Consider the following 13,710-nt stretch of genomic DNA (forward strand, 5'->3'; position numbering starts at 1 on the left):
CTCCCTATATTATCCTATAAAATTTCTTGTACAATATAAAAAGAAGATCCCTGGTTTTACACAGCAATCTTCTTTTTAAAATCAAAAAATTATTCCTCGTCTCTTGTTGCAAAGAAACTTTTAATTTCATCAATTTCATCATTAATTACATCATCTTCAATTGTTTTAAATGCTTCTTCACTAAAATCTATTTCTCTTTCAACTGCAATTTCTTCAACTGGAGTTGCTATACTATAATTCTTATTTAAATCTTTTTCTAAATCGTCAAATGTATCTAATTGAGTATTTATAAAGTTTCTAAATTTATTTCTAAACTTTATAAATTCTTGCTTAACTCTATCAAATTCATCATTGATTTGGATGACATCATTATGTGCTTTATCCACAATTCTTTGGGCAGTTTCATTAGCAGTCTTAATTATTAGTTCTGCTTCTTTTTCAGAAGTAGACTTTGCTTGATCTGCCGCATTTTGAGCTAATAGTAATGTATTTTGAATAGTACTTTCAATTTTTGCATAATGTTCTATTTTCTCTGTTGCTACATTAATTTTTTCTTTAAGTTTTGAATTTTCCTTATAAAGTTCTTCATAGTTCTCTACTACTTCCTCTAAGAAATCATCAACCTCTTCTGGGTTATATCCTCTTAACCCTCTTTTAAACTCTTTATTATTAATATCCATTGGTGTAAGTTTCATATGTTTCACCTCTACTATGTATATTTTTTTATCACCACTTTAAATTTACCACTTTTACTACTGCCTACTATATCACCTAAAATAAATTTACCTAGGCCCCTTATTGTGATTCGTTCTCCTTTTACCACTTCTTTACTCTTATCCTTTATTCTATTATAATCGATTAACACCTTTCCTTCTTCAATAATAGCTTGAGATTTCCCTCTTGAGAGTTTTGTCAACTTTGCTACTATAGAATCCACTCTTAAAGATTGAACAAGTATTATCTCCTCTTTAAATTCAGGATTAGGTGGAATAAATCCCTCTTCTACAGTGGTAACACTACATGGAGACCTTCCTATTGATGTTAGATTATTTATTATAAAGTCTTCAATTTCTTCACATATTGGTAAATAGCATATATTATCCTTAATTAGCAAATCACCAATTTTATTGCGGTTAATTCCTAATGATAATATAGCTCCTAAATAATCTCTATGGGTTGGAGAACTAAATTTTGAGTTGTTTTCAATTTTAATTACCTTTATGGGGAATTCTGCATCATATAAATTATTAAATGATATCATCCGTCTTTCCGCCTCTTTAAAGAATCCATATGTTTCTACCTTAAACTCCTTGGTTCCTAATGTGCTTTGAAAGAATTTCCACACATTAGGAGAATAGAAGTTGTTCCCAAAAATAGGAATATCTCTTTCGAAAGATAAAGTATATTTTTCATACAGATTTAAAACATCCGCCTTATCATCTTCTCCAAAATTATTAAGTATTCTTTTTTTATCCATAATTAAAATACTATGTATATAATCCTTTTTAATATTTGAAGTGCTACTATAGCTAAGATTGGCGAAAAATCTATTGCTACATCTCCAAAAAATTGATTCTGTAATCTTCTAAATGGTTCTAATATTGGATTAGTTATTATCCTTAGTAAATTCATTATTTCATTTCCTCTACCTTGTACAAACCATGAGAGTAAACACTCCACTAATATAATTAACTCTAATCCAAAAATTACAGATGATAAAATATAAAATACAACTCCCATTTAAATTTACTCCTACTTTGTCCAGCTAAATAACGCTTTTGAACTCAACTCATTTTTTAACTCATTAGTTACTTCTACATTTGAAGGTGAAAGGATATATACTCCCTTTTCAATCTCTTGAAGTTCTCCACCTAATGCATAACATGAACCGCTTATAAAATCTAATAACCTTTGTGCTATTCTATTCTCTAAAGCTGCTGTATTAACAACTACTATTTTTCTGCTCTTTAATGCATCACTTATTTCAGTAGCCTCTTCATATGCTAAAGGCTTTGTTATTGTAACCTTAGCTGAAGATGAACTATGAATATTAACAACTTTATTATTTCTTTTATTTTGAATTACTGGTTCTATTGATTCTTCTAAATCATCCTCAACATTTTCTACATCATCAAAATCATCATATTCATCATATTCGTCCTCATATTCCCCGATTCCTAAAAATGATTTAACTTTTGTCATCATATTACTCATTGTTTACTCCCCCTGTACTATAATTTCTTTTACCGAAGATTCCTTCACCAATTCTTATTAGATTAGATCCCTCTTCTATAGCTATCTTATAATCATGAGTCATCCCCATTGATAAGATTTCCATACTTATATTCTTGAAGCTTTTATGTTTAAGGCCATCAAAAGTTTCTTTTGTTTCTTTGAAATACCTTCTATTGCTCTCCTCATCACCTTTAGGAATTATGGCCATAATCCCCTTAACTTTAACATACTTACAGTTCTCTACTTCATTTATAACTTCACTAAGCTCCTCAATAAAGAAACCGCTCTTGCTTTCCTCTTTTCCAATGTTGATTTGAATTAGAACATTTGCAATTAGGTTTTTTTTCTCAAATTCTTTTTCTATTTGATTAAGTAGCTTTATACTTGATAGAGAATGAATTAAATAAACCTTTCCAACTAAGTACTTAACTTTATTAGTTTGAAGCATTCCTATTTGATGCCATCTAACATCCTTATGAAACTCTTCTTCTTTTCTAATCAATTCCTGTACTTTATTTTCACCAAAGTCTCTAATTCCTAGTTTGTATGCTTCTTCCATCTCTTCAATAGACTTAGTCTTTGAAACAGCTAATAGCTTAACTCCATTTGGTATTTCTTCTTTTATTGTTTCTATATTGTAACCTATACTCATAGCAGCTTCCCTCCTTAGAGTAACTAACCCTCTTCATTATACTTATTCTGCAAAAAAGTTAAATCTCCTTCATAATTTGAATTAAATTTAACTTTTATTAATGGTATTTTTACCTACTATTCTAATTTTCTTCCATAAAGCTCATATTACGGATATTAGCTGATGGCATCTTTATTTCTTCTTTTTTCTCTATTTCCAAGAATAATCCTCTAGTTCTTAATCTTCTTAGATGGCTACCATCCCTTGTTAAAACTTCCTCTAAACTATCCGGATCACCAATAATATATATAGAAAATGGAGCATTAACCTGGTCACCATCTTCAAATCCTAAGTATGCAGCTTTACAAATTACAGCTGTTAAAGGAGATACCCTATGATTATTTACAGCTATTGCTTCTGCTCCAGCAACCCTTATTTCATTAAATAATAGTGCCATGTCGCTATCATGAAGTATCTTACTCATAGAATCATAATAACTATCTTCAGCTCCATTATAAGTTCCATCAGTAAGTTTAATAACTAATCCTGGTCCCTTTACCTCATTTAAACCTGTCAACATTCCATAATCAGCCAGTTGCCTGATCATATCTTCAACAATTTTATCCTGCTTTTTATCCTCATATGAATAATTATTTATTTTACTTGATATTGAAGCATTACCTTCTCTTAAACTACTAATTTGTTTCAATAGTTTTTGTTTTTCTTCTATGATATTTTGATATTCCCTAGCATTTAATTGAGTAGACGGTTGGATTTCATTAAAATTAAAGTTTATGGTAATTAAAAATCCTAATATAATAGTTCCAATTAATACAGCTATTTTAGTACTATTATTTTTCATCTAATCACCTCATTGCTTACTTTTAAATTTTTCTATTAATAGCCTTCTTATAATAGCAAAATTATCAAATATTCTGCCTCCAAAAACAATAACCGCTGCTATGTATATTGGAATCCCAAGTTTATCTCCTAAATATGCTAATCCTGCTGCTAATACAGCATTTCCAAAAAAACCTGATATAAATATATCTGTCTTGAAGTTCTGGGAAAGATTTGCTCTTACTGCTCCAAAAACCGAATCTAAGCATGCCAATATGGCTACTGACATATAGGGAGAAATTTTTTCTGGAATATTTACCTCAAATACTATACCAAGAATAATTCCAATTAAAAGTCCTATTACTGCAATCATTTTTTACCCCCTTATTATTTTACTGGCCTTATATAATTATTTTTAATTGTTTGACTTGTTTTTTCAATTAATATTTCATCACTTTCTACTATCTCAACATTATAATTACCTAATAATTTATAATCCAATGCACCTGGCCATGTTAATCCAACCTTTAATGTTGTTTTATCCCCAATTGCCTCAAATACAATTTTTTCCTCCGGGTTGATTTTCTCTGTTGGACCTACCCATACGTATGATCCAGAATTTTTAATACCTGTTTGAGCTGTTATTCTGTAATCATTAATGGAAACAGCTTCTGCTTTCCCAAACCAAAGTATATTAGCTATGTGTACCAATTCATCTTCACCAAGATTTCTGGTTGTATCATTATTAGGTGTTCCAAATACCGATGGCTTTGGTGTAATTGTTACTATCAATCCCTTACCTTTTACATCAGCAGTACCTAATTGCATTCTTGCTGCCTCTAATTGTGTTGTAATCTCTTTGCTTACATCACCACTATTAGCTGCAGAGTCTTCAAATTTTTTCAAGTTCTCTGTTAAATCTGTATTTGCATTTAATAACTCTTCTTTTTCTTTTTTTAAGCTTTCAATTTCACTTACCATTTCTGTGCTGTTGTAATTATTATCTCCGGCATTTGTTTTAGCTAACACCTTAAATTGGTATGCTAATAAAAAACCTAGAATCCCACATACTATTGCTACAAATAATTGCGATATTAATTTCTTCACTTCTTACCTCCCCTTACTTAAAATCAGGTGTTCCATTAAAACTTGTATCAATATATTCAGTAACTAATCCTGATTTATAAGTATTTATTGCATTACTCATCTTCCCTCTAACATTTTCATCACTACCTAGCTTTATTTCAACATCCCCTAAATACACCTTTATTTTTGAAAGATCCTTTACATCAATAGCCTCTATAGAAAATTCTTCATTTTTACTTTCAATTACTTCTTCTTGCTTATAGAATTCTTCCAATAAATTTTGTAACCTTACATTATCACTTATTTTTTCTCCAAGATTCACATTATCCATCACTAAGCCTCTAATCTCAATTAGCTTCTTATCCTCTATTGATTCAAGTCTTTCTAATAATACTAATTCACTACTAATAATATTATAACTTGACCCATCCTTAATATAATATAGTCCTTTTTTTTCCGAAACTTCAATAACTAATGTTTTAGGAAGCTTTCTTTTTATTTCAATAGATTTAACATATGGGTTTCCTTTTACACTTTTCTTAATATCATTCTTGTTAATTCCAAAAATATTCTTACCTATTAAATCTTTTGTTTGGCTTATTATATAATCTTCTGTTAATAAAACTTCGCCAGTACACTTTATATCTTTTATCTTAAAGGTATCTGTTTTTGTTACAAAGATTACTCCACATATTATTAAAAATATACTTAATATAATTTGCCTCTTTATTAATCTTTTTCTTTTTGCTCTTCTTATATACATATTATCAGACTTTGCCATAATCATCCCTATTCCATACTTTTTATTTGTTAACATAATATACCCATATTATCAACTTCTATCATACCACTTTATAGTCTTTAATTCATTAAAAAAATATTACATTTTTATTCATATTAGCATTAATTCTAAAAGCCATTCTTACAAATATTTTATAATACATTGTATTTTCTAAAATTATAATATAGGAAAAAGCCACTGTATTTCACAGTGACTTCCTATCATTTTTCTAATAAAATATTTTCAATACCGCTTTCTTTTTGTCGGGAGATATTTAAGAGTATTCCCATTGCGGCCATTGTAATTGCTAGAGAGGTGCCTCCATAACTTATAAAGGGTAGAGGCACACCTGTTACTGGCATAGAACCTGTAACAACTGCTATATTAATAATAGCTTGAACTGCTATTACTGAAGTTATACCTAGTGCTAGTAGAGTTCCATATGTGTCCCTAGCTTCCATAGATACTTTAACACCTCTCCAAATCAATATAAGAAATAAAGCTATTATTACTGCACATCCTATTAAACCTAATTCCTCACCAATTATTGAAAAAATAAAATCATTATGAGGTTCCGGCATATACAATGTCTTCTGCCTTGATTGACCAAGTCCTAATCCAGTTATCCCACCAGCCCCTAATGCATAAAAGGATTGTATTAACTGATACCCATCTCCAGCTGCATCCTTCCAGGGATTGATAAAATTTAACATTCTGGCTCTTCTATAGTCCTCTCCTAATGCAAAAACTAAAGCCGCAGAAACTAATACCGGGGCTACATATAGAAATAAGTGTTTTAACCTTCCACCTGCTGAAAATAGAACTATAAATGTTACTATCATTATAAGGGCAGCTATACTTAAATTCTTTTGCATCAAAACTAACCCAGCATAAAATCCTGAAACTCCAATATATGGAACAATACCTGTGCGAAAATTTTTAATGCCATCTCCTTTAGCAGATATACTCATAGCTAGAAAGAATACTATAACATATTTAGCAAGCTCAGATGGTTGAAATGTTCCAAAGGGTCCTAATGGTATCCACCTTTGAGCACCATTTATCGGTGTAAATAATCGTACTACTAATAGTAATGGAATCGTAACTACCATTAGGGGAACTGTGTACTTTTTAATTTTATGATAGTCAAAGCTCATAAAAAAGAACATCGCTATCATCCCTAGAACACTTGCAGCTAGTTGTTTCTTTAAATAGGCTGTACTATCATTACCATCATGAAACATGGCATAATATGAACTTGCCGAATATACCATTACTATACCTATTGCTAAAAGCACTATTACAGCATAAAATACACCGTAATCTATACTCCCCATCTTCCTCCTTCTTTTCTTACTTTTTGCCATATACAAATCCTCCATTTTAAATTACTAAAGAGAAACAAAACCTATCACACACAAAATTAATGTGATTAATGAAAATACTGTTACTATCTTTACTTCAGACCATCCAATATGTTCAAAATGATGATGAAGCGGAGCCATCTTAAATACTCTCTTACCAGTTAACTTAAATGATGTTACCTGAATAACTACAGATAAAACTTCTATTACATATATTCCACCTACTATTATTACCAATAATGGTGTTTTTAATACTAACACTATTGATGCTAATGCTCCACCAAGTGCAAGGGAACCAGTATCCCCCATAAATACCTTAGCAGGATATGCATTGAATTTTAAGAACCCTAGTAAACCACCAGTAAGGGCTATTGCAAAAACAGATACACTATAATATCCCATCTTATAGGCTAGTATACTAAAGAAAGTTAATACTAAAACTGTAACTGATGAAGCTAGACCATCCAATCCATCCGTTAAGTTCACTGCATTAGTAACTGCTGCAAAATAAAACATTACAAATGGTATAAATAGCCACCCTAATGTTAGTTTCATAGTTGTAAATGGAAGTGCTATAGTTGTTCCAAATGTAAAGTATCCATAAATAGCAATGCCTGCAGAGAATAATAATTGCAATGCAAACTTCTGTCCTGATGTAAGACCTTCATTATCTTTATGGATAATTTTTAATATGTCATCTAAGAATCCTATTAATCCGAATGCTAGCATACCATATAATACTATCATCCCTTCATCATTTAATTTGTATCTCATTAAAATCATTACAAGTGTTACAGAAATAATAAAAATCAGACCACCTATAGTTGGTGTTCCAGCTTTTTTAAGGTGACTCTGTGGTCCTTCCTTACGTATATTTTGACCAAACTTCAATTTATGAAGTATAGGTATTATAATTGGTCCTAATATTAATGAAAAAACTATTCCTAATAAAAGTGCTACTAAAATTGTGCTATTAAAAAATCCGTTAAATATTTGCTCCATAATTTACTGCCTTTTCTTTGGCAGTTCACCTCCTTCGTTAAACCTTAATATTTTCTAATTCTTTTACTATCTCTTCAAATTTGATGCCTCTTGAAGCTTTAACTAAAATAACATCACCCTTATTAATAATATTATTTAAATCACATATTATTTCTTCTTTAGCATCATATATTTTTATATTTCTTTTATCAAAACCTATTTTGTAACTCTCTTTAAAATCTCCAGTTGTAATTAATATATCTGCTTTTTCTTTTGCATATGCTCCTACTTCTCTATGTGCCCTCTCTGCTTCATCACCAAGTTCATTCATAGTTCCAAGTATTGCAATCTTTCTATTACCTTTATAATTACTTAAAACATCTAATGCTGCCTCCATGGATGCCGGACTAGCATTGTAACAATCATTTATAATTGTGAAGTTATCTTTTTCAATAAATTCTAGCCTCATTGATGTAGCTTCTATATTTTTTAAACCCTTTACCATTTCATCATATGTAACCCCTAATACTCTACATGCTGCAACCCCTAAAAGGGCATTTAATACATTATGGGCTCCAACCATAGGTAACTTAAATACATACTCATCTTGTCCATCCTCTATAGTAAATGAAGTACTCTTTTCTGAAAGTATAATATTATTAGCTACGTAATCAAAACCTTCATTATATCCAGTTTTTATTATTTTATAAGAGTTACTTTCTACCTTTGGTAAATATTCATCTTCTCCATTCACAATAAGTACATTCTCTGAATTGAAAAAATCTGTTATCTCAAGTTTGGCTTTTAAAATATTCTCTCTTGTCTTTAAATTCTCTATGTGTGATAGCCCTATATTTGTTATAAGTGCAATATCAGGCTTAGAACACTCTGCAAGTGTATGTATCTCACCTAAATCACTCATTCCAAGTTCTAACACAGCTATATCTACTGATGAATCTAGTTCAAGTATCATCAATGGCAAACCAATATGGTTATTAAAGTTTCCTTTTGTCTTAAATACCTTGAACTTTTCACTTAAAAAGGCTGCTACTAAATCCTTAGTTGATGTTTTGCCAGTTGATCCAGTTACACCTATAATCTTAATTCCTAACTTTTCTCTATAATACTTCGCTAAAGATAATAATGCATCGTAACAATTTTCAACTTTAATGATTGTACCCCTAACTTCTTCTAGATCAACTAATTCTTCATCTACTATTGCTATTGATGCACCCTTTTCTAAAGCGCTCTTAACATATTTATTGCCATTAAAATTTTCGCCATTTAAAGCTAGAAAAATATTATCTTTTTCTATTTTCCTTGTATCTGTGCAAATCTTATTAAAAGTTTTTTTCTCACTATTAAGAATAACTTTACCGCTAATAGCCTCCACTAGCTCTTCAAATTTCAATTCCAAGTAAATCACCTCTTGTTATACATTTAATCCCAATAATATGTGGAATACTGCTTATACAATATTCCACACAATAAATTATAATATTAATGCCATCTTTATATTCTTATTTTAGTTCATTTAATATTTCATCTACAACTTCTCTTTCATCAAAATGTATTTTTCCTGTATTTAATATTTGATAGGTTTCATGACCCTTACCTGCAATTACAATTACATCTCCAGCTTCTGCTAGTTCAATAGACCTTTTAATTGCTTCTTTTCTATTTTCAATAACCTCATAGTTATCAGTATCAATCCCTGCTACAACATCTTTAATTATACTCATAGGTGCTTCTGTTCTTGGATTATCTGATGTAACTATTGCAATATCAGATAATTCCGCTCCTATTTTACCCATTTGAGGCCTCTTTACCTTATCTCTATCTCCGCCACATCCAAATACTGAAATTAGCCTATTTTTAGTAAAGCCCTTTGCTGTTTTTAAAATATTATCTAGCCCATCTGGTGTATGTGCATAATCAACAATTATAGTATAAGGTAAGTTATACTTTCTCCCTACCATTTCACATCTTCCATCAACAACTGCTTCTTCTATACCCTTTTTAATACTCTCTAAAGATATTCCAAGGTTATATGTTGCTGCAATTGCACCTAAGGAATTGTAAATATTAAATTCACCCGGAAGACCTACTATAAATTCTTCCTCATTATCTATCTTTAGCTTAAATCCAATATGCTTAATTTCACATTTTTCATCATAAGCTCTAAAATCACTTTCTTCTTTAATTGAGTAAGTAACAAAGTTATTTTTCCCTTCACCTTGAAGATCTTCTACTAATTTCTTACCATAATTATCGTCAACATTTACCACACTTATACAGCTTCTTTGGAAGAGCTTATACTTTGCCTTGTAATAATTCTCAAAGGTTTTATGGAAATCTAAATGATCTCTTGTAAGGTTTGTAAAAATCCCCGCTTCAAACTCAACACCATAAACTCTATCTAATTCAAGAGAGTGTGATGAAACTTCCATAACACAGTATTCACAACCCTTGTTAACCATATCTGCAAATAATTGTTGTAACTCAAGTGATTCAGGTGTTGTTCTTTCTGTATCTATCTTTTCTTTTCCAATATAATTAGCAATTGTTCCTATTAAACCAACCTTATGTCCTTCAGCTTCTAGTATAGCCTTAATCATAAAAGCTGTTGTAGTTTTTCCGTTAGTTCCTGTAACACCTATTATTTTCATTTTCTTACTTGGATTATTATAAAGATTACATGAAATTTGCGCTAATGCTTCCCTAGTATTCTTCACCTTTATAATTGTTATATTTTTATCTTCACATAAAACCTCATCTTGGCATATTAATGTAGTAGCTCCATTTTCTAATGCTGCTTTTACATATTTATGTCCATCTACTTGAAATCCCTTAACACAAACAAACAAATGGTTAAGACCTACTTTTCTACTGTCATAACTTACTCCATCTACTGTTTTTTCAATAGTTCCTTGTTTTACTTCATAATCTAATTCTTTAAGTAATTCTTTTAGAATCATGTTATCACCTCTAGCTATTAATATTCTCTTAAATTCTTAACTATTATTAATCCATATATTTTGAACTTAATTCTAGTTTTACTGACGTTCCCTTATTTATTAACTCACCTGGAGGAATACTTTGATTATCTATCATTCCAGTTCCCTCAGAAGTGAACTTCAATCCTAATCCCTTTAATAATGTAGTTGCTGACTCTAAAGAATAACCTCTTACATCAGGCATAATTACACTATCAATATTTTCTCCTTGGCCTTCAGTATATAATGTTATTTTAGAACCCTCTTTAACAGTATAACCAGGATAAGGTTTTATAGACTTAACTGTATTACCATTTCCTTCTATAACCCCTTCTAAATGAACTTCCTTTAATGCTTTCTTTGCCTCTTCAACACTTTTACCTCTAATCTCTGGAATAACAACATCCCTTACAATTGAGCTTGCATTCTCTGTAGCAAACTTACTCTCCATATAATTAAATATATCTGTAAATAGTAACTTAGCATAAGGCGCTGCTACTTGACCTGCATAATATCCTTCATTACTTGGCTCATCTACAGTTATCATAACTGTAACCTTTGGATCATCAACTGGTGCCATTCCTACAAATGATGAAATATATTTTCCATCTGCATAAACTCCGTTAATTACTTTTTGTGCTGTTCCTGTTTTACCACCAATATGATAACCTTCAATGAAGGTCGCATTACCTGATCCCTCTGTAACAACTCTTTCTAAGCTTTTTCTAAGTTCAGCTGTTTTTTCTGATGTAGCTACATTGGTTGTAGTAGGCTTAAAGTTATCATCAACTACCCTTGTACCATTTTCATCCTTATGTGATACTTCTTTCATTACATGTGGTTGTATTAATGTGCCACCGTTTGCTACTGCATTAAATGCTGCCATATATTGCACTGTATTAACAGTATTAGTTTGTCCAAATGCTATAGTTGCTAAATCTGTTTCTGTAATTGTTTCTGTCTTCTTAATTATACCCCTAGCCTCACCAGGTAAATCTACTCCACTTAATTTACCAAATCCAAATTTATCTATATATTCATTTAACTTTTCTTTTCCAATCATTGCTCCTAATTCAGTAAATGCAACGTTACATGAATTTTTTATAATTTCCTCGAAGGTTTGACTTCCATGCCCACCTGCTTTCCAACATTTAATTTTCCTTCCACCTATTACAGTAGATCCACCACATTGGAAAGTGTGACCATCAGGAACTGTATTCTCTTCCATAGCAGCTATAGATGTAACTACTTTGAAGATTGATCCTGGCTCAAAGGTATCACTTACAATTCTATTTCTCCACATACTTTGTAGCTTTTGGTAATCATTATCTCCTGTGAAACTCTCAATTCCTTCATATGGTTGATTTGGATCAAAGTCCGGTTTATTTACCATTGCTAGAACTTCTCCAGTCTTTGGATCCATTACTGTTACCGATACTGCATGGGCCTTTTGATCATTTAATGCTTGCTTTGCTACTCTTTCTGCAAAGGATTGTATTCTTTCATCTATAGTTAATGTAATATCTTTACCGTCAACTGGTGGTGTAAACTGTGATATTGTGTACGGTAAATCACCACTTTGACGATCTAACTCAGCAATTTTCATTCCAGGTACTCCGGATAAAACGCTATTATATTTTAACTCTATTCCTGTTAACCCCTGATTATCAGTATTTGTACTACCAAGTACATGGGCCAAAAATGATCCATTAGGATAATATCTTTTAGTATCTGGAGATACTATAATTCCCGATACTTTAAGGGCCTTAACTTTATCTGCAGCATCCTTCTCTATTCTTCTAATTAAGGTTGCAGATCCTGCTGGTGCACCACTTTTAAGGGTTGTATCAAGTTTTTTTTGTACATCCTCTTTTTCCATACCAACTGCATCTGCTATCAATGGTGCCAAATCACTTGTTTTTGTGATTGCCTTACCATCTTTTTCATTATTCTTCAAATATGTTCTTATTGAGTTCAAATCAAAGTCAACTCTATACACATTTGCTGACACTGCAAGTTCTACACCGTTTCTATCTAATATTCTTCCTCTTCTAGCATCTATCTTTACTTCACTTGTCCACTGATCTTCAGCCATAGCGGCATATTCGCCTCTTTTTACAATCATTATGTAGGATAATCTTAATGTTAATACAAAGAATAATGTTGTAATCCCTATCAAAGCAACACTTATTCTTTTTTTCATTAGCGCCCTATCTCTGAAAACATTCTTTTTCAATCTAACTCCTCCATCTACTATTGTTTCTAAAAGCACTTAGGATGCACATATTAATCAAGTGCATCCATTAATTTCGAAAATAAACTTTTTTCTTCTTTATTTCCTTTTGTTGACTCAGTTTCTAATTCTGCAAAGTAGTTCTCGGATAAATCTATTTGTACAACATTTTCTTTTGTAACAACTGCCATACCTAATTTTTCTTCTGCATTAGTCCTTATATTTTCTAAAGAAGCAACCTTTAATAGCTCAACTCTCAAAGCTTCATTTTCATCATTAACCGTTTTTATATCAGCGTTAATTTTCTTTACCTCTTTTTGCATAGTATAAACTTTTGCATCTCTTGAGATAGTAGTAACACCAAGTATGAAAATTAATAAGGCTATTTGAAGAATTCCTTTTCTTTTTTTATTTTGATCTTCTCTAAGCCTTTTGTTTCTGTCTTTTTTGGAACGTTTAAGCTCTTCGTATTTTCTTCTATCAGACTCATTACTTCTTCTCTGCGGTTTTGCAGCCGTATTCCCCTTAATATAATCATAATCTTTTACTACCATCTTATTCAC

Annotated in this window: 15 protein-coding genes; all 15 read right to left on the minus strand. The window is 30.9% G+C overall.

Annotation, left to right across the window (positions count from 1 at the left end):
- Window positions 1–89: 89 nt before the first annotated feature.
- Complete coding sequence (locus ACSYT2_RS09060; protein WP_438385011.1) at window positions 90–695, minus strand: DivIVA domain-containing protein; 606 nt, start codon at window positions 693–695, stop codon at window positions 90–92.
- A gap of 14 nt (window positions 696–709) precedes the next feature.
- Window positions 710–1,477 carry a YlmH family RNA-binding protein gene (locus tag ACSYT2_RS09065; protein ID WP_438384554.1) on the minus strand — a complete coding sequence of 256 codons (768 nt, stop codon included), beginning with the start codon at window positions 1,475–1,477 and terminating at the stop codon, window positions 710–712.
- Between the two features lie 2 nt (window positions 1,478–1,479).
- The gene (locus ACSYT2_RS09070; protein WP_430854910.1) at window positions 1,480–1,740 is read right to left on the minus strand and encodes a YggT family protein; all 261 of its coding nucleotides are present in this window, start codon (window positions 1,738–1,740) and stop codon (window positions 1,480–1,482) included.
- A 12-nt stretch (window positions 1,741–1,752) separates the two neighbouring features.
- Window positions 1,753–2,214, minus strand: a complete 462-nt coding sequence (locus ACSYT2_RS09075; protein ID WP_430854911.1) for a cell division protein SepF — start codon at window positions 2,212–2,214, stop codon at window positions 1,753–1,755.
- Window positions 2,207–2,887 (minus strand): YggS family pyridoxal phosphate-dependent enzyme, encoded by a 681-nt coding sequence (locus ACSYT2_RS09080; protein ID WP_430854912.1) that lies wholly within the window; start codon window positions 2,885–2,887, stop codon window positions 2,207–2,209. The genes ACSYT2_RS09075 and ACSYT2_RS09080 overlap by 8 nt, the downstream gene beginning before the upstream one ends.
- 121 nt (window positions 2,888–3,008) lie before the next feature.
- The gene (locus ACSYT2_RS09085; RefSeq protein ID WP_438384555.1) at window positions 3,009–3,728 is read right to left on the minus strand and encodes a DUF881 domain-containing protein; all 720 of its coding nucleotides are present in this window, start codon (window positions 3,726–3,728) and stop codon (window positions 3,009–3,011) included.
- Between the two features lie 9 nt (window positions 3,729–3,737).
- Entirely contained in the window at window positions 3,738–4,079 is a 342-nt protein-coding gene (locus ACSYT2_RS09090) for a small basic family protein (RefSeq protein WP_430854914.1), read from the minus strand.
- A 14-nt stretch (window positions 4,080–4,093) separates the two neighbouring features.
- On the minus strand, window positions 4,094–4,813 hold the full coding sequence (locus ACSYT2_RS09095) for a DUF881 domain-containing protein (protein ID WP_430854915.1): 720 nt from the start codon (window positions 4,811–4,813) through the stop codon (window positions 4,094–4,096).
- Window positions 4,814–4,826: 13 nt separating this feature from the next.
- On the minus strand, window positions 4,827–5,609 hold the full coding sequence (locus tag ACSYT2_RS09100) for a cell division protein FtsQ/DivIB (protein WP_438384556.1): 783 nt from the start codon (window positions 5,607–5,609) through the stop codon (window positions 4,827–4,829).
- Window positions 5,610–5,794: 185 nt separating this feature from the next.
- Window positions 5,795–6,940, minus strand: a complete 1,146-nt coding sequence (spoVE, locus tag ACSYT2_RS09105; protein ID WP_438384557.1) for a stage V sporulation protein E — start codon at window positions 6,938–6,940, stop codon at window positions 5,795–5,797.
- A 24-nt stretch (window positions 6,941–6,964) separates the two neighbouring features.
- Complete coding sequence (gene mraY, locus ACSYT2_RS09110; RefSeq protein WP_438384558.1) at window positions 6,965–7,939, minus strand: phospho-N-acetylmuramoyl-pentapeptide-transferase; 975 nt, start codon at window positions 7,937–7,939, stop codon at window positions 6,965–6,967.
- Between the two features lie 37 nt (window positions 7,940–7,976).
- Window positions 7,977–9,335, minus strand: a complete 1,359-nt coding sequence (locus ACSYT2_RS09115; protein ID WP_438384559.1) for a UDP-N-acetylmuramoyl-tripeptide--D-alanyl-D-alanine ligase — start codon at window positions 9,333–9,335, stop codon at window positions 7,977–7,979.
- Window positions 9,336–9,438: 103 nt separating this feature from the next.
- Window positions 9,439–10,896, minus strand: a complete 1,458-nt coding sequence (locus tag ACSYT2_RS09120; RefSeq protein ID WP_438384560.1) for a UDP-N-acetylmuramoyl-L-alanyl-D-glutamate--2,6-diaminopimelate ligase — start codon at window positions 10,894–10,896, stop codon at window positions 9,439–9,441.
- A 46-nt stretch (window positions 10,897–10,942) separates the two neighbouring features.
- Window positions 10,943–13,150, minus strand: a complete 2,208-nt coding sequence (locus ACSYT2_RS09125) for a stage V sporulation protein D (RefSeq protein ID WP_438384561.1) — start codon at window positions 13,148–13,150, stop codon at window positions 10,943–10,945.
- Window positions 13,151–13,200: 50 nt separating this feature from the next.
- Window positions 13,201–13,701, minus strand: a complete 501-nt coding sequence (locus ACSYT2_RS09130; protein WP_438384562.1) for a cell division protein FtsL — start codon at window positions 13,699–13,701, stop codon at window positions 13,201–13,203.
- Window positions 13,702–13,710 lie beyond the last annotated feature (9 nt).

This window comes from Clostridium zhoujianii (genome assembly GCF_051590805.1).
In the GTDB taxonomy this organism is placed as follows: Bacteria; Bacillota; Clostridia; order Clostridiales; family Clostridiaceae; genus Clostridium.